17 protein-coding genes and 1 riboswitch are annotated in these 16,787 nt (G+C 70.4%); of the genes, 9 read left to right on the forward strand and 8 right to left on the reverse strand.

All coding sequences use genetic code 11. The features are described from left to right. The first annotated feature begins 104 nt into the window (after positions 1–104). Positions 105–485 (forward strand): hypothetical protein, encoded by a 381-nt coding sequence (locus tag DEJ24_RS10635; protein ID WP_111078617.1) that lies wholly within the window; start codon positions 105–107, stop codon positions 483–485. A 39-nt stretch (positions 486–524) separates the two neighbouring features. Here the strand turns inward: DEJ24_RS10635 and DEJ24_RS10640 are convergent, their stop codons facing one another. The 3 genes from DEJ24_RS10640 to DEJ24_RS10650 all read right to left on the reverse strand — a co-directional run bounded on the left by DEJ24_RS10640 (position 525) and on the right by DEJ24_RS10650 (position 2,288). Then, a complete protein-coding gene (locus tag DEJ24_RS10640) occupies positions 525–731 on the reverse strand; it encodes a hypothetical protein (protein ID WP_110903305.1) in 207 nt (68 codons plus the stop codon). Between the two features lie 47 nt (positions 732–778). Beyond that, positions 779–1,678 (reverse strand): SDR family oxidoreductase, encoded by a 900-nt coding sequence (locus tag DEJ24_RS10645; protein ID WP_111078618.1) that lies wholly within the window; start codon positions 1,676–1,678, stop codon positions 779–781. 103 nt (positions 1,679–1,781) lie between these two features. After that, positions 1,782–2,288 carry a GNAT family N-acetyltransferase gene (locus tag DEJ24_RS10650; protein ID WP_111078619.1) on the reverse strand — a complete coding sequence of 169 codons (507 nt, stop codon included), beginning with the start codon at positions 2,286–2,288 and terminating at the stop codon, positions 1,782–1,784. A gap of 68 nt (positions 2,289–2,356) precedes the next feature. On the opposite strand from DEJ24_RS10650, the gene DEJ24_RS10655 reads away from it, so the two are divergent. Then, positions 2,357–3,241, forward strand: a complete 885-nt coding sequence (locus DEJ24_RS10655; protein WP_111078620.1) for a LysR substrate-binding domain-containing protein — start codon at positions 2,357–2,359, stop codon at positions 3,239–3,241. A 70-nt stretch (positions 3,242–3,311) separates the two neighbouring features. Here DEJ24_RS10655 and DEJ24_RS10660 read toward each other — a convergent pair whose 3' ends face one another. From DEJ24_RS10660 to DEJ24_RS10675, 4 genes are all read right to left on the reverse strand, one after another. Continuing rightward, positions 3,312–3,581: a hypothetical protein gene (locus DEJ24_RS10660; protein WP_111078621.1), complete on the reverse strand. Its 270-nt coding sequence runs from the start codon at positions 3,579–3,581 to the stop codon at positions 3,312–3,314. Further along, complete coding sequence (locus DEJ24_RS10665; protein WP_181427414.1) at positions 3,578–4,060, reverse strand: FBP domain-containing protein; 483 nt, start codon at positions 4,058–4,060, stop codon at positions 3,578–3,580. The genes DEJ24_RS10660 and DEJ24_RS10665 overlap by 4 nt, the downstream gene beginning before the upstream one ends. A gap of 80 nt (positions 4,061–4,140) precedes the next feature. After that, on the reverse strand, positions 4,141–4,920 hold the full coding sequence (locus DEJ24_RS10670) for a M56 family metallopeptidase (RefSeq protein WP_111237795.1): 780 nt from the start codon (positions 4,918–4,920) through the stop codon (positions 4,141–4,143). Beyond that, the gene (locus DEJ24_RS10675) at positions 4,892–5,266 is read right to left on the reverse strand and encodes a BlaI/MecI/CopY family transcriptional regulator (RefSeq protein WP_111078624.1); all 375 of its coding nucleotides are present in this window, start codon (positions 5,264–5,266) and stop codon (positions 4,892–4,894) included. The genes DEJ24_RS10670 and DEJ24_RS10675 overlap by 29 nt, the downstream gene beginning before the upstream one ends. Before the next feature lie 115 nt (positions 5,267–5,381). Further along, positions 5,382–5,489: riboswitch (glycine riboswitch) on the forward strand. Between the two features lie 178 nt (positions 5,490–5,667). On the opposite strand from DEJ24_RS10675, the gene gcvT reads away from it, so the two are divergent. The 7 genes from gcvT to DEJ24_RS10710 all read left to right on the forward strand — a co-directional run bounded on the left by gcvT (position 5,668) and on the right by DEJ24_RS10710 (position 15,960). After that, positions 5,668–6,792 (forward strand): glycine cleavage system aminomethyltransferase GcvT, encoded by a 1,125-nt coding sequence (gcvT, locus tag DEJ24_RS10680; RefSeq protein WP_111078625.1) that lies wholly within the window; start codon positions 5,668–5,670, stop codon positions 6,790–6,792. Positions 6,793–6,797: 5 nt separating this feature from the next. Next, positions 6,798–7,175, forward strand: coding sequence for a glycine cleavage system protein GcvH (gene gcvH, locus DEJ24_RS10685; protein WP_110903296.1), 378 nt, complete (start codon positions 6,798–6,800; stop codon positions 7,173–7,175). Next, positions 7,172–10,111, forward strand: coding sequence for an aminomethyl-transferring glycine dehydrogenase (gene gcvP, locus DEJ24_RS10690; protein ID WP_111078626.1), 2,940 nt, complete (start codon positions 7,172–7,174; stop codon positions 10,109–10,111). The genes gcvH and gcvP overlap by 4 nt, the downstream gene beginning before the upstream one ends. Before the next feature lie 370 nt (positions 10,112–10,481). After that, entirely contained in the window at positions 10,482–12,122 is a 1,641-nt protein-coding gene (locus DEJ24_RS10695; protein ID WP_181432911.1) for an ABC transporter substrate-binding protein, read from the forward strand. A gap of 229 nt (positions 12,123–12,351) precedes the next feature. After that, on the forward strand, positions 12,352–13,281 hold the full coding sequence (locus DEJ24_RS10700) for an ABC transporter permease (protein WP_110903293.1): 930 nt from the start codon (positions 12,352–12,354) through the stop codon (positions 13,279–13,281). Further along, a complete protein-coding gene (locus tag DEJ24_RS10705; RefSeq protein ID WP_111078628.1) occupies positions 13,271–14,221 on the forward strand; it encodes an ABC transporter permease in 951 nt (316 codons plus the stop codon). The genes DEJ24_RS10700 and DEJ24_RS10705 overlap by 11 nt, the downstream gene beginning before the upstream one ends. After that, a complete protein-coding gene (locus DEJ24_RS10710) occupies positions 14,218–15,960 on the forward strand; it encodes an ABC transporter ATP-binding protein (protein WP_111078629.1) in 1,743 nt (580 codons plus the stop codon). The genes DEJ24_RS10705 and DEJ24_RS10710 overlap by 4 nt, the downstream gene beginning before the upstream one ends. Positions 15,961–16,100: 140 nt before the next feature. Here DEJ24_RS10710 and DEJ24_RS10715 read toward each other — a convergent pair whose 3' ends face one another. Continuing rightward, positions 16,101–16,664: a PH domain-containing protein gene (locus tag DEJ24_RS10715; protein WP_111078630.1), complete on the reverse strand. Its 564-nt coding sequence runs from the start codon at positions 16,662–16,664 to the stop codon at positions 16,101–16,103. Between the last annotated feature and the right edge of the window lie 123 nt (positions 16,665–16,787).

The following is a 16,787-nucleotide window of genomic DNA, read 5'->3' on the forward strand; positions in this document are numbered from 1 at the left end:
TTCCTCTTCGGCAGGGAGCGCATCGAGATCCCCCGGCACCGGGAGATCCGGGAGATGCTCGCACGATCGATCATCCGCAGCTGCGATGACGGGAAGGACGGATCATGACGACGACGCACAACGTGCGCGCACAGCGGGACGGGCGCTACTGGCTCGTCTGGATCGACGGCGAGCTCCGGACGCAAGCGCGACGGCAGCGCGAGGTCGAACCGATGGCCCGCGACTGGTTGGCGAACATGCACGACCGCCCGGCCGAGGCCTTCCGGGTCCAGGTCGAGTTCGTCCTTCCGGACTCGGTGCGCGCGCACCTCGACCGTGCTGTCGAACTCCGGGACGAGGCCGACCGCGCACGCCGAGCGGCCGCTGACGAGACCGCTGCGGCAGCGAAGGAGCTCCACGATGCCGGATTGACCGTTCGGGAGATCGGTCCGCTGCTCGACGTGTCGTACCAGCGCGCCCAGCAGCTCGTAGCGGCTGCGGACTGACCACTCGGGTCAGACCCGCTCCGGTCAGACTCGCTCCCGTCAGGCGACGGGCGCGAAGTGGTTGCGACCGATGACCGTCACGTGCAGGTCCACCTCACGCGACGGGATCTGGTCGGTGAGCGAGATCCACTCCCGGGCCACGAAGGCGACCGACGGCCACCGGCGGACCTCGGTCACGGGGAACCCGTCGATGAACACCTGCCACATGCCCTGCTCGCGGACGGCCTGGACCTCGTGCGTCGCCATGCCGTGAGCGTAGCAACGAGAGCGCCTCAGGACACGGCGGCGAGCGGTCAGGGTGTGACCATGCCGCCGTTCACGTTGAGGGTCTCGCCGGCGACGAAGCTCGACTCGTGCGACGCCAGGAACACGTACGCCGGTGCCAGCTCGGCGGGCTGCCCCGGGCGACCCATCGGCGACTCGCTCGACCCGAAGTCCGGCAGGGTCTCCGGGTCGACCCCGGCGGACACCTGCAGCACCGACCAGGTGGGCCCGGGAGCGACGACGTTGACGCGGATGCCCCGGGGGATGAGCTGCTGCGCGAGACCCTTCGAGAAGTTGTTGACGGCGGCCTTCGACGCGGCGTAGTCGAGCCGGTCGGGAGCCGGCTGGTACGCCTCCATCGAGGCGGTGGTGATGATCGTCGACCCGGGCTCCAGGTGCGGCAGCGCTGCCTGGACGAGCCGGAAGAGCGACAGGACGTTGACGGTGAAGGTGTCGACGAGCTGGTCGTCGCGGATGTCGGTGACCTCGGCTCGCCAGTGCTGCTTGCCGGCGCAGGTGACGATCGCGTCGAGTCCGCCGAGTTCGGCGACGGCCCGTTCGACGAGGGCGGCAGGGTAGTTCTTCGCGGTCAGGTCGCCCGGGATGGTGAGGGCCTTCCGTCCGGCCGCCTCGATCAGGGCGACGATCCGCTGCGCGTCCTCTTCCTCGTCCGGCAGGTACGCCAGGGCGATGTCGGCACCTTCTCGCGCGTACGCGATCGCGACCGCTGCGCCGATGCCGGAGTCCGCGCCGGTGATCAGCGCACGACGCCCGGCGAGTCGTCCGGTCCCGCGGTACGAGTCCTCGCCGTGGTCCGGCTTCGGGTCCATCCGCGACTCCAGGCCCGGTTCGGGCTGCTGCTGCGGCTCGGGGCTGGTGTTCGGGTACCGGGTGGTCGGGTCGCTGTACTCGTACTGGTCGCGGGGCATGCGGCGGACGGTACGCGGACCGGCCGGGAGGCCCGTCAACCGCTGCGTGGTCCGGCTCGCGCCGACCGGCTGTGCGGTCCCGGGCCTCCCGGCCTGCCCCGGGTCAGAGGTCGAGTGCCATCGCCACGTCGGCGCGGACGTAGGGGCTGGGCGGGTGCTCGTCAGCTCCGAGGTGCCGGAACCCGGTCGTCTCGTACAGGTGGATCGCGCTCGTGAGCGCGCTGTTCGTCTCGAGCAGCACCCGGCGGGCGCCGAGGTCACGCGCCCGGTCGATCGCCGCGCGGATGAGACGGCGGCCGGTGCCGTGTCCCTGGTGGTCGGGGTCGACGGCCATCTTGACGAGCTCGAACTCGTCCGTGTCGTGCGGGGTGGCTCCAGCGCCGTGCGGGGCGAGTCCGACGCAGCCGACGACCTCACTCCCGAGGCGGGCGACGAGGACCACGCCACCGGCGTCCACGATGTGCTGCACGGGGTCGCCGAGGAGCCGGCGGTCCTCGTCCTCCAGCGTGAAGAACGCCGTGATCCACCGCTCGTTCAGCGACTGGAACGCGGCGGCGTCGGCAGCGGAGGACATGTCGTCGATGACGATCTCGGTGGTGGTGTCGGGCATGTCTCCATCCTGCGGAACCGATGGAGTCAAGTCCAATACTCGTTCGGTCTGATCGATAGGCTCGGCGAATGGATCGTGCTCCCGAGGTCGACCTCCGCCAACTCCGGGCGTTCCTGGCGCTCGCCGACGAGTTGCACTTCGGACGGGCGGCGGCGGGGCTCGGCATCGCCCAACCCGCCCTGTCGCAGCTGATCCGGCGCATCGAGGTCGCTCTCGGTGTCGACCTGTTCGCCCGGACCTCCCGGAGTGTGGCGCTCACCCCGGCCGGTCGGGTGCTGCAGGGACGAGCCCGGTCGCTGCTCGCCCAGACCCGCCGGGACCTCGACGAGACCATCCGGACCGGGCGCGGTGAGGCCGGGCGGCTCGACGTCGGGTTCGTCGTCTCGGCGCTGCCGCTCGGCCCGATCGAGTTGGTGCAGCGGTTCCGGCAGCGTTACCCGTTGGTCCGCGTGGAACTGACGGAGGGGTTCTCCTCCCGGCTCGTCGCGGCCGTGCAGCGCGGGGAGCTCGACCTGGCGGTGGTCCGGGACCCGGACGCGGCCGAGGGGGTGCGGTTCGTCCGGTTCCGCAGCGAGCCCTTCGTCGTCGCCGTGCCGCGGGAGCACCGGTTCGCCGGCCGCGCATCGGTGCGCGGCCCGGAGCTGCTCGACGACCCGTTCGTGTTCTTCCCCGCGGAAGCCGGCGCGCTCGCCACCGAACGGAACACCGCACCCGTGGTCTCCGGCGGTCGACGGCCGGTCATCGTGCAGGAGGCGACGACGTGGGCGACCGTGCTGCACCTGGTCGGCGTCGGGCTCGGGGTGACGGTGCTGCCGGAGAGTGCGGCGCTCGCGGCCCCGGACACCGTGGTGCTCCTGCCGCTCGAGGGCAGCGCACACCGCAGCGAGCTGGTCTGGGCGTCACGGTCGGACGACGACCGCGAGGTCCTCCGGAACTTCGCCGCGGCGGACTGACGAGCGGGCCCGTCCGGTCAGCGCGGCCGTCAGCGGACGAGTGTCAGCGCGACCCGTCAGCGGACGAGTGTCAGCCGACGAGCGCCAGCGGCAACACCGGTGCCCGCTGGTCGCCGAGCTCGTCCGCACGCCATGGCCGTGCTCCGGTGAGCGCGAGCCCGATCTGCGTGAGCACGAAGCCCACGTGCGGCTCGACGTCCGGATCCCACGGCCCCTCGACCCCCAGACCGAACGCGCCGAGCTCGTCGTCGGCCTCGTCCCGGACGGTGAGACGCCAGCGGCCGTCCCCGAGTTCCTCGACGACGGCCCACCGCGCGGTGCGGAAGCGGTCCGGGTTCACTCCGTCGTCAGCAGGTCGGCCGTGAAGTTGTGCAACCGCTGCAGCAACGACTCGGAGCGCATCGCGATCGTCGCCGGTGGGTTCAGGTGCGGCGGCGCCGTGCGGATCAGCATCGGGCAGCCCAGGTCCTCGCAGATGTAGGTGCCGATGGTGTTGCCGTTCCGCCCGGACTCACCGGCGCGGGCGGCGGAGAAGAGCCGCACCTGCGTCGCCGGCTGGGGGGAGTGGCAGAACGAGCACATCGCGGCGATGCCCGCGCGCAGGGAGCCCCCGGCTGCCCGGACGACGATCCCGACCGGTTTGCCGTCCATCCAGGACACCATGTAGCCGCGACGGGCGGCCTGCGGGTCACGCCAGCCGAGGAACTCGCGTTCGTTCCACAGCGTCTCGTGCAGCCCCGGGATCGGGAGCTGGGCGAGTTCGTCGGGCGTGGCGTTGACGAAGGAGGATCGGATGTCGGATTCGGTGAGCGGCTGCACGGTTCCCCTCGCGGTGGCGGACCGGACCAGGCTAGCCCCGTGCGCCGACAGGCGGGCGCAGGGCGGGCCTCCCGGCCGGTTCAGGACAGTCTGGAGGCCCGCACCGCGCCGAGTGCACCCGTCGCGTCCGCCACCAGGACCGCCCGGCGCAGCGCGTCGCGGCCCACTCGGCGTGCGGCTGCGTCGTCGGCGGCGAACTCGACGAGGACCCGGGTCGACCGAGCCATCGCACGGGCTCCCGGGACCCACGGGACGGCGCGCTCGACGGACTCGGCGAAGCCGACGACGGCAGCGTGGTGCTGCCGCAGGTGCGCGCGCTCGTGGGCGACCACGGCCTCCAGCTCGTCGGTGTGCAGCTGTTCCGTGAGCCCGGTGCTGACGAGGACCCCGCCGGAACGACCGGGGACCGCGCAGGCCAGGGCCGTGTCGGCCTGCAGGACGGCGACGAGGGTTCCGTCGACCTCGCGGTGGGGAGCTGCGCCGGTACGGATCGCCTCGCGGACGGCCTCGTGCTCGGGGCCGGGTCGGACGCGGACGGCGACGGCGAACGCGACGACGGCGAGCACGGCGACGCCGACGTTCAGGCCGTGGCTGGGGGAGTCGCCGATGCCGAAGGGGTCGGTCAGCGGCCGCCCGGCCAGGACGACCAGGGCGGTCCCGACCACGAAGCCGGCGACCCCGACGACGACGGACGCCTGCCAGGCGGCGATGGCGGTCAGCGGACGGTCGATGGTCCATCCCGCCCGTGTCAGCACGCGCGGGGCGAGCGCGACGACGGCGAGGGCGAGGACGACGAGGCAGGCGCCGGTGACGACCACGGGGGCGGACCGGTCAGGGACGCGATCGGGAGTCGATCGCACGGCGGAGGACCTCGAGGTCCCCGGAGGCGAGCGAGCCGGTGAACTGCAGGAGCGCTGCCTCGCGGTCGGAGGAGGCGGCCAGCGCGTTCGTCATGAGGGAGGCGGTGTGGTCCTCCCGCGAGTGCGCGGCGTGGAAGGTGAGCGGGGCGTCGTCGTGCTGCTCGCGGACCACCGTCCCCTTGCGGCCGAGACGGTCGAGCACGGTGAGGACCGTCGTCAGGGCCGGCCGCGGTTCGTCGAAGACCTCGAGGACCTGCCGTGCGGTGAGCCCGGCGTCGGCGGTCCAGAGCGCCTCGAGCACCGCCTGCTCGAGCTGCCCACGGGGGCGCGATCGCTGTCCTGCCACGGCGTCACTCTACGTGATGTCGAAGGGCCACCGGAGGAGCCGCGGTCCGCATCCGCGACACATGCCCGTAACGCGGGCTCGGTATGCTCGCCGGACAACAGAACACGACGGCCGACCACCCGCCGCGGGAGAGCCCCCGACCCGGAGCGCACTGCATCCGGGCCAGGGCACCGAAGGAGCAAGCTCCCCGCCAATCTCTCAGGTCCAACACCGCAGCGGGCAGGCCACTCTGAAAAGCAGACACGCGATCGTGGGCACCTCCCACGGCCTCGTCGTCTCGCCCACGGTGAAAGCCGCCGGACCTCACGGGCCGCGGTGAAACTCTCAGGCCCATGACAGAGGGGGAGTTCCGCACCCGACGACGGTCGTCGGGCCCTGCCGATGCCAGGAGAACTCCGTCCATGTCAGACCCATCGTCCGTGCTGCGTTCGTCGCCACTCGAGGCCGCGCACGTCGCCGCCGGCGCCACCTTCACCGACTTCGGCGGCCACCGCATGCCGGTCCGCTACTCGTCCGACCTCGCCGAGCACCACGCGGTGCGCCAGGCAGCCGGCGTGTTCGACCTCTCGCACATGGCCGAGATCGGCGTGCAGGGGCCCGACGCCGTCCCGTACCTCGACGCCGCGCTCGCCGGGTCGTTCGGCACGATGCCGGTCGGTCGGGCCAAGTACTCGCTGCTCCTGACCCCGGACGGCGGGATCCTCGACGACCTCGTCGTGTACCGCACCGGTGACGACGTCTTCCTCATCGTGGCGAACGCCGGCAACCGGGACGTCGCCGTGCAGGCCATGCGGGAACGCGCTGTCGGGCACGACGTCTCGGTCACGGACGACTCCGACCGGACCGCCCTCGTCGCGATCCAGGGTCCGGCCGCCGCCGGGACGCTCGACGCCCTCGTCGTCGCCGACCGCCTGCAGCCGGAGACCCCCCTCGACGAACTCCGCTACTACCGGGTGCTGCACGCGCTCTTCGACGGCAGCGAGGTCCTCATCGCCCGCACCGGCTACACCGGCGAGGACGGCTTCGAGCTGTACAGCGACACCGACACCGCGCCGGTGCTCTGGGACGCCCTGCTCGACGCGGGTGCCGAGCGCGGGGTGGTGCCCGCCGGACTCGCCGCTCGCGACACCCTCCGTCTCGAAGCGGGCATGCCGCTCTACGGTCACGAGCTCGACACCTCCGTCCGTCCGGCGCAGGCCGGGCTCGGCCGGGTCGTCGCGACCTCGGGCTCCTTCGTCGGGGACGCCGGCGTGCAGCCGGGTCCGGACGCCCGCGTGCTCGTCGGCATCACGATGGCGGGTCGCCGCGCTGCCCGTGCCGGGTACGCCGTGCTCCGCGACGGAGTCGTCGTCGGCACCGTCACCTCCGGTGCCCTCTCACCCACGCTCGGCCACCCGGTCGCGATGGCCTTCGTCGACCCGGACTGCGCCGACGGGGGACAGGTCCTCCACATCGACGTCCGCGGTACCGCCATCCCCGGAACCGTCACCGCTCTCCCCTTCTACCGTCGCGCTTCGAGAGGCTGATCCCCATGACCGACCAGACCGCACTGCAGTACACCAAGGACCACGAGTGGATCCTCGTCGAGGGCGACGTCGTCACCGTCGGCATCACCGACCACGCGGCCGAACAGCTCGGTGACGTCGTCTACGTCGAGCTCCCCGCCGTGGGCACCACCACGACCGCGGGCGAGCAGCTCGGTGAGATCGAGTCGACCAAGAGCGTCGGAGAGCTCTTCGCCCCGATCGAGGGCGAGGTCGTCGAGGTCAACGACGCCGTCGTCGCGACCCCGGACACCGTCAACCAGGACCCGTTCGGCGCCGGCTGGCTCGTCAAGCTCAAGGTCGACGGCACCTCCTTCCCGGAGGACCTCATGGACCACGACACGTACCGGGCCTCGATCGCATGACCGCGGACCAGGACCTCACCACGTCGACGAACCTGCAGACCACCTTCGCCGACCGTCACATCGGCACCACGCCCGCCGACCAGCAGGCCATGCTCGACGTCGTCGGACAGCCCTCGCTCGACGCCCTCGTCCGGGCCGCCGTCCCGGAGTCGATCCACGCCGCACCGATCGCGCACTCGTCCGTGCCGACCGCGGTGGGGGAGACCGAGGCGCTCGCCGAACTGCGTGCCGTCGCCGGGCGCAACACCGTCCGACGCGCGATGATCGGCCTCGGCTACTCCGACACGCACACGCCCGCCGTCATCCAGCGGAACGTGCTCGAGAACCCGAGCTGGTACACGGCCTACACGCCGTACCAGCCGGAGATCTCGCAGGGCCGGCTGGAAGCGTTGATCAACTTCCAGACGATGGTGTCCGACCTCACCGGCATGGCGACCGCCGGGGCGTCGATGCTCGACGAGGGCACCGCCGTCGTCGAGGGCATGCTCCTCGCCCGCCGTGCCTCGAAGGTCAAGGGCGACGCGTTCCTGGTGGACGCCGACCTCCTCCCACAGACCGCCGCGATCCTCGGCCACCGCGCGGAAGCCGTCGGCATCACCCTGCGCGGCTTCGACGCCGCCGACGGGCCCACCGACGAGCAGCTCGACGGCGCCTTCGGCGTGGTCCTGCAGTACCCGGGCGCCTCCGGCCGGGTCGTCGACCCGAGCCGCACCATCGAGCGCGTCCACGCGGGTGGCGGCATCGCCGTCGTCGCGGCCGACCTGCTCGCGATGACCCTGCTCGCCAGCCCCGGGGACCTCGGCGCCGACGTCGCCGTGGGCACCAGCCAGCGCTTCGGTGTCCCGCTCGGCTTCGGTGGCCCGCACGCCGGCTACCTCGCCGTCCGTGCCGGTCTCGAGCGCCAGCTGCCCGGTCGTCTCGTCGGGGTGTCCTTCGACGCCGACGGCGGCATGGCCTACCGCCTCAGCCTGCAGACCCGCGAGCAGCACATCCGCCGCGAGAAGGCGACGAGCAACATCTGCACCGCGCAGGTGCTCCTCGCCGTGATGGCGTCGATGTACGCGGTCTACCACGGGCCTGAAGGCCTGCGCTTCATCGCGCACCGGGTCGCCCGGACGACGACAGCGCTCGCCGACGTCGCCCGTGCCGCGGGCGCCGACGTCGTGCACGACGGCTTCTTCGACACCCTGACGCTCCGGTTCACCGGCCGCGCCGAGTCCCTCGTCAGCGCCGCGCACGACGCCGGGTACCTGCTCCACCTCGTGGACGCCGACACCCTCCAGCTGTCCGCCGACGAGACCACCACGCCGGAGGACGTCGCCGCACTCGCCGCGGTGTTCGGTGCCGCGGACGTGACCGTCCCGGGGACCGAGACCGCCGTGCGTGACGCGGGCACGGGCCTCCCGGCCGCGCTCGGGCGACAGAGCGCGTTCCTGACCCACCCGGTCTTCTCCGCGCACCGCAGCGAGACCCGCATGATGCGGTACCTCAAGCACCTCTCCGACAAGGACTACGCGCTCGACCGTGGCATGATCCCGCTCGGCAGCTGCACCATGAAGCTGAACGCCGCGACCGAGATGGCAGCCGTGACCTGGCCGGAGTTCGCCCGACTGCACCCGTTCGCCCCGCGCGAGGACGTGCAGGGCTACCTCGACATGATCGGCGACCTCGAGACCTGGCTCGCCGAGGTCACCGGGTACGACACGGTCTCGGTCCAGCCGAACGCCGGCAGCCAGGGCGAACTCGCCGGGCTGCTCGCGATCCGCGGCTACCACCGGTCCCGTGGGGACGAGGCCCGGACGGTGTGCCTCATCCCGTCGAGCGCGCACGGGACGAACGCGGCCTCGGCGGTCCTCGCCGGCATGCGGGTCGTCGTCGTGGCGTGCGACGAGGACGGCAACGTCGACCTCGACGACCTCCGGGCGAAGACCAAGGAGCACGCCGGACAGCTGGCCGCGCTGATGATCACGTACCCGTCGACGCACGGCGTCTACGAGCACGACATCACCGAGATCTGCGCCGCCGTGCACGACGCCGGTGGCCAGGTCTACGTCGACGGTGCCAACCTGAACGCGCTCCTCGGGCACGCCCGCTTCGGGGACTTCGGTGGCGACGTCTCGCACCTCAACCTGCACAAGACGTTCTGCATCCCGCACGGCGGCGGCGGTCCGGGCGTCGGTCCGGTCGCGGCCAAGGCGCACCTCGCGCCGTTCCTGCCCGGGCACCCGATGGCGCAGGAAGCGGATCGTCGGACCGGAGCGGCAACGGGCACCGACGGGGACCGTCCGGCCCATGCGGGCGGTCCGGTCTCGGCAGCGCCGTACGGCAGCCCGAGCATCCTGCCGATCACCTGGACCTACGTCCGGATGATGGGCGTCGAGGGGCTCACCCGGGCGACCGAGGTCGCCGTGCTCGGCGCGAACTACCTGGCGGCACGTCTGCGCGAGGCGTTCCCCGTCCTCTACACGGGGGAGTCCGGCCTGGTCGCGCACGAGTGCATCCTCGATCTGCGTCCCCTGCGCGAGGCCACGGGCATCACGGTCGACGACGTCGCCAAGCGGCTCATCGACCACGGCTTCCACGCACCGACGATGTCGTTCCCCGTGGCAGGCACCCTCATGGTCGAACCGACCGAGAGCGAAGACCTCGCCGAGCTCGACCGCTTCGTCGACGCGATGCTCGCCATCCGAGCCGAGGCGGACGCCGTCGCCCGGGGCGAGTGGCCGGCGGAGGACAACCCCCTCGTCAACGCGCCGCACACGGCCGCGTCGGTGATCACGGGGGAGTGGCAGCACGCGTACACCCGCGAGCAGGCGGTCTACCCGTCGGCCGGCCAGGCCGGTCGGAAGTACTGGCCGCCGGTGCGGCGGATCGACCAGGCGTACGGGGACCGCAACCTCGTGTGCGCCTGCCCGCCGGTGGAGGCGTTCGCGTAGGACGACAGCCAGCCCGGACAGGGCGGCAGGACGGACGGGAGGCCCGTGGCGGGATCGCCACGGGCCTCCGGCGCGCATCACGCGGGGTGGAGCGCTCCGAATGCAAGCGGTTGCGGACGACACCTGTGGTTCACCCGGGCGTCACCTGCACGCTGCACGGACGTTGATGCAAACGCAACAGATGAGCGGTACTCCGGCTCAGACGCGCGGAAGTTGCATTGTGCCGCAACGATCCTGCAACTTGGTTTCAGGCGTGTAACCGATGCGCGCAGGGTTTGGTCGGTTCTCTCTGCACTGCCTACAGTTCAGGAGTCAAACGTGCCGGGAGGGACCTCTGTGCCCGGCGCGTCCCATGCACCAGGAGGAACTCTTGATCAAGAAGCGCGCTGGGCTCACTGCCCTCGCCGTGCTCGGGGCCACAGCAATTGCCCTGACCGGCTGCTCCGGCAACGGTGGCGGAAGCGGCTCGGGCTCCGGCTCCGGCTCCGGTTCGGCCAACGCCACCGGCATCGTCACCACGAACGGCAGCGAACCGCAGAACCCGCTCATCCCCTCGAACACCACCGAGACCGGTGGCGGCAAGATCATCACGTCGCTGTTCGACGGTCTGTTCTCGTACGACGCCGACGGCAAGCCGGTGAAGGAACTGGCCAAGAGCGTCGAGACCGACGACTCGAAGACCTTCGACATCACGATCAACTCGGGGTGGAAGTTCACCAACGGTGAGGCCATCACCGCCGAGTCCTTCACGAAGGCGTGGAACTGGGCAGCCCAGAAGTCGAACGCGCAGGGCGCGAGCTACTTCTTCGAGAACATCGAGGGCTACGACGCCGACAAGGACTCCGAGCTCACCGGCCTCAAGGTCAAGAGCGACGACGAGTTCACGGTGACGCTGAAGTCGGCGCAGTCGGACTTCCCGCTGTCCCTCGGCTACAACGCCTTCGTGCCGCTCCCCTCGGTCTTCTACGACGACACCAAGGCCTTCGGCGAGAACCCGATCGGCAACGGTCCGTACAAGCTCGACGGCAAGAGCGCCTGGACGCACAACCAGGACATCAAGCTCGTCACGAACAAGGACTACCAGGGCAAGCGCAAGCCGAAGAACGGTGGTCTGACGATCACGTTCTACACGTCCCAGGACACCGCGTACTCCGACGCCCAGGGCGGCAACCTCGACGTCCTCGACGCCGTGCCGGACGCCGCGTTCGCGACCTACAAGTCGGACTTCCCCGACTCGAACGTCAACCAGGCCGCCGCGATCTTCCAGGCGATCTACCTGCCCTACTACCTCGACCACTGGAAGGGTGAAGAGGGCAAGCTCCGTCGCGAGGCGGTGTCGCTGTCGATCAACCGCAAGCAGATCACCGACAAGATCTTCCAGGGCACCCGCACCCCGGCCAAGGACTTCACCTCCCCGGTGATCGACGGCTGGACCGGCGACCTCAAGGGCGCCGACGTCCTCAAGTACAACAAGTCCGAGGCCAAGAAGCTGTGGAAGCAGGCCGACGACATCTCGCCGTACAACGACACGCTCACCATCGCGTACAACGCTGACGGTGGACACGAGGCCTGGGTCACCGCCGTGACCAACTCGATCTCCAGCACGCTGGGCATCAAGGCCGAGGGCAAGGCCCTCCCGACGTTCGCCGAGGCGCTCGCGCTGCAGACGGACGACAAGCTCACGGGCGGAAGCCGCACCGGTTGGCAGGCCGACTACCCGTCGCTGTACAACTTCCTCGGCCCGACCATGGGTGAAGGCTCGTCGAACAACTACTCGCGCTACGACTCGGCCGAGTACAACGAGCTGCTCGCCAAGGGCCGTTCGGCCTCGTCCGTCGAAGAGGGCAACAAGTCCTTCGACCAGGCTCAGGAGCTGCTGCTCAAGGACCTGCCCGAGATCCCGCTCTGGTACTCCAACGTCACCGGTGTCTGGTCTGCCGACAACGTGAAGAACGTCAAGTTCGGTTGGGACTCCGTCCCGCTGTACTACGACATCGAGGTCACCAAGTAACACCCGTCTCCTCGCGAGACACATCGCGGACAGGTATCCTGCTCCGCGGCCAACCGGACGGGGGTTCGGGGACCACGGTCCCCGAGCCCCCGTACCACGGCGGTCACACCTTCCCCCACGAACGCGGGCGCCGCCGCCCGCACCGGACACCCGTGCCGACCCTCGGACCGTCCACCCCTCACGACATGAACCTGAACGACATGCGCGCTGCGAACCAGGCAGGGATCTGATGCTCTGGTACCTCGGCAAGCGCCTCCTGCAGCTCATCCCCGTCTTCTTCGGGGCCACGTTCCTCATCTACTTCATGGTGTTCTCGCTGCCCGGGGACCCGGTCGCCGCACTGTTCGGTGACCGTCAGCCGTCACCGCAGGTGATCGAAGCGATCCGGCAGCAGTACAACCTCGACAAGCCGTTCTTCGTCCAGTACCTGCTCTGGGTCGGCGGCCTGTTCCGCGGTGACCTCGGCACGACGTTCTCGGGCCTGCCGGTCAGCCAGCAGCTCGCAGCGGCTTTCCCGATCACCGCGCGCCTGGCGATCCTGTCACTCGTCTTCGAAGCCGTCGCCGGCATCGTCGTGGGTGTCGTCGCCGGTCTCCGCAAGGGCAAGCTGTTCGACGCGACGGCCCTCGTCGTCTCGCTGCTGCTCATCTCGGTGCCGACCTTCGTCGTCGGCTTCCTGCTGCAGTACGTCCTCGGCATCAACCTCGGCCTGTTCCGCGTGACCGTCTCCGGCCAGGCGCCGTGGTCCGAGCTGGTGCTGCCGGCGATCGTGCTGGCGTCGGTGTCGTTCGCCTACATCGTGCGTCTCACCCGTGCGAGCGTCGCCGAGAACATGAGCGCCGACTTCGTGCGCACCGCGACCGCGAAGGGCCTGTCCCGTCGTCGCGTCGTCGGGGTGCACATCTTCCGGAACTCGCTGATCCCGGTCGTGACCTACCTGGGCGTCGACATCGGCAACCTGATGGTCGGCGCGATCGTGACCGAAGGCATCTTCAACATCCACGGCGTGGGTGGCACGGTGTTCCAGGCCGTCAAGCTCGGCGAGGGCCCGACGGTGGTCTCCTTCGTCGCCGTGATGGTCATCATCTTCATGCTCGCCAACCTCCTGGTCGACCTGCTCTACGCCGTCCTGGACCCGAGGATCCGCTATGCCAAGTAACACCGAACCCCGTTCGGCGACGCACTACGTCGCGCCGATCGAGGAGACTCCGCTCCTGGCGGTCGACCAGGTCAACGAGGACGAGAAGACCCGTTCGCTGTGGACCGACGCGTGGGAGTCCATGCGTCGCCGCCCCACGTTCTGGATCTCGTCGGTCCTCATCCTGCTGATCATCGTCGTCGCGATCGCACCCGGGCTGTTCACGCACCTGGACCCGCGCGCCGCGAACCTCGACGACAGCAACGAGGGCCCGCGTGCCGGTCACCTGCTCGGCTTCACGCGGCAGGGCTACGACGTGTACGCCCGCGTCATCTGGGGTGCGCAGAACTCGCTCATCGTCGGCCTGCTCGCGACCGTGCTCGTCACGATCGTCGGCGTCGTCATCGGTGCCCTCGCCGGGTTCTACGGTGGCTGGCTCGACACGATCGTCTCGCGCATCGGTGACGTGTTCTTCTCGATCCCGACCGTCCTCGGCGCGATCGTCTTCATGTCGGTGCTCCCGGCGCGGAACGCCGTGACGGTGTCGCTCGTGCTCGCCGTCTTCGCCTGGCCGCAGATTGCCCGCATCATGCGCGGTGCCGTGCTCAGCGCGAAGCAGGCCGACTACGTCACCGCCTCCGCGGCGCTCGGCGTCAGCCGCTTCACCACGCTCGTGCGCCACGTCATCCCGAACTCGCTCGCACCGGTCATCGTCGTCGCGACGGTCTCCCTCGGCACGTTCATCGTGGCCGAGGCGACCCTGTCGTTCCTCGGCATCGGTCTGCCGGCGTCGGCACTCAGCTGGGGTCTCGACATCAACGCCGCACAGTCGTCGATCCGCACCAGCCCGTCGACGATCTTCTGGCCGTCCGCCGCACTGTCCATCACCGTGCTCGCGTTCCTCCTCCTCGGTGACGTGGTCCGCGACGCGCTCGACCCGAAGGCGAGGGCCCGCCGATGAGCGAGACACTCACCGAGCCGAACGCCAAGGCGTCCGGCACACCCGGCGCCCCGCTGCTGGAGATCACCGACCTGCACGTCGGCTTCAAGACGCAGTCCGGTCTGGTGCAGGCCGTCCGCGGCGTGAACATGACGCTCGAGCAGGGCGAGCGCCTGGCGATCGTGGGGGAGTCCGGTTCCGGCAAGTCCACCAGCGCCCAGGCCATCATCAAGCTCCTGCCCGGCACCGGCCAGATCACCGGCGGATCGATCAAGCTGAACGGGCGCGAGCTCGTCGGCCTGACCGAGAAGCAGATGGCCGAGATCCGCGGGACCGAGATCGGGTACGTCCCCCAGGACCCGATGTCGAACCTCAACCCGCTCTGGAAGATCGGGTTCCAAGTCGAAGAGGCCATCAAGGCGAACGGCATGGCGACCGGCAAGTCCGCGATCCGTGCCCGGGCCGTCGAGGTCCTGCAGGAGGCCGGACTCGGTGACGCCGAGAGCCGTCTGAAGCAGTACCCGCACGAGTTCTCCGGCGGCATGCGTCAGCGTGTGCTCATCGGCATCGGTCTGTCCAGCCGCCCGAAGCTGCTCATCGCCGACGAGCCGACCTCGGCCCTCGACGTCACCGTGCAGCGCGTCATCCTCGACCACCTCGAGAGCCTGACGCGCGACTTCGGCACCTCGGTCCTGTTCATCACCCACGACCTCGGCCTCGCCGCCGAGCGTGCCGAGAAGCTCGTGGTGATGTACAAGGGCCAGGTCGTCGAGGCCGGTCCGTCCAAGGAGATCCTGGCGAACCCGCAGCACCCGTACACGCAGCGCCTCGTCGCCGCGGCACCGTCGCTCGCGAGCCGTCGTATCCAGTCGAAGGTGCAGCACCAGTCGGTCGCGATCGCCGACACCGGCAGCGAGGACGACGAACTCCTGGCCCGCGCCCACGAGCGCGAGAGCAGGCCCGCCGAGGACCTCATCGTCGTCAAGGACCTGCAGAAGGTCTACAAGCTGCGTGGTCAGGGCATGGCGACCCGCGAGCTCAGGGCCGTCGACGGCGTCTCGTTCGCGATCCCGAAGGGCACCACCACGGCGCTCGTCGGCGAGTCCGGGTCGGGCAAGTCGACCGTCGCGAAGCTCGTCCTGCAGCTCGAGTCGATCACGTCCGGTTCGGTGCAGTTCGACGGCATCGACATCGGTGCACTCAAGGGCAAGGACCTGTTCGACTTCCGTCGCCGCGTCCAGCCCGTGTTCCAGGATCCGTACGGCTCGCTGGACCCGATGTACAACGTCGGGAACACGATCGCCGAGCCCCTGAGCACGCACAAGGTCGGCGACAAGGCCTCGCGTCGTGCGCGGGTCCTCGAACTGCTCGACCAGGTGGCCCTGCCGAAGTCGATGGTGAACCGGTACCCGAGCGAGCTGTCCGGTGGACAGCGGCAGCGCATCGCCGTCGCGCGTGCGCTGGCGCTCAAGCCCGAGGTCATCGTCCTCGACGAGGCGGTCTCCGCGCTCGACGTGCTCGTGCAGGGCCAGATCCTGGACCTGCTGACCGAGCTGCAGTCCGAGCTCGGCCTGACCTACCTGTTCATCACCCACGACCTCGCGGTGGTCCGTCTGGTCGCGGACAACGTGTGCGTGATGCGCAAGGGCCAGATCGTCGAGAAGGCGACGACCGATGAGGTCTTCGCCAACCCGCGTGAGCAGTACACGAAGGACCTGCTGGCCGCCATCCCCGGCGCCGGCTTCGAGTTCGGTCGCTGACCCGCAGAGTCCGCAACACGAGGAACGCGCCGCCCCGCCTCGGGACGGCGCGTTCCGTCGTTCCGGGTGTCGGGCGCCAGGCCCGCCCCACGACGAACACACCGGGTCCGGACCGGTGGTCGACCGCGGTGTCGGTCAGGTCAGAGGCGCGCGCCGGCCAGGCTTCCGGCGATCCCGAGGACGACGAGGGCGACGATCGCCCAGCCGTGCACGCGGTGCACGATCGGAGCCGCCGTGACCGTCGCCGGGGGAGCGCCGTCGTACGTGACCGCGGCGGGCACCCGCGCACGCATCTCGTCCGCCGCAGCGGCGACGCTGAGCGGCACCGCGCCTCCCGGCCGTTCGATCGCGAGCCGGGCCGTCGGACGCGGCGCGATCCAGACCCGCTGTTCGCCCTGGTCGGTGACGACCTCGAGCCCGTACTTCGACCGGACGTCCTGCACGCGGCGCCAGGCGAAGCGGGTGGTGCGGCGGACGTCGACGACGACCAGCTCGTCCTCGGTCAGCTCGATGCGCGGACGCCAGAGCACGACCCAGGCGAACCAGGCGGTGAAGAGGGACGGCACCGGCACCAGCCACGCGGCGCGGAGGCCGTTCGTGACGAGTCCGATGACGACGAGCGCGACGGCGACGACCCAGAGTGCGACGGCGAAGCGTCGCATGTCGGTCGCGACGATCCGGGTGGGCGCTGTCCGTTCGGGCATGGGGGCAAGCCTAGGAGACACCGCATCGACGGGCGACGAGAGCGCCTCCCCGGGACCACCCACCGAGCGGACCAGACAGGCCGAGCACGTACCGGCAGGAGACCCGATGTCCCGGGGAGGCGA

The organism is Curtobacterium sp. MCPF17_001, from assembly GCF_003234615.1.
Lineage (GTDB): Bacteria > Actinomycetota > Actinomycetes > Actinomycetales > Microbacteriaceae > Curtobacterium.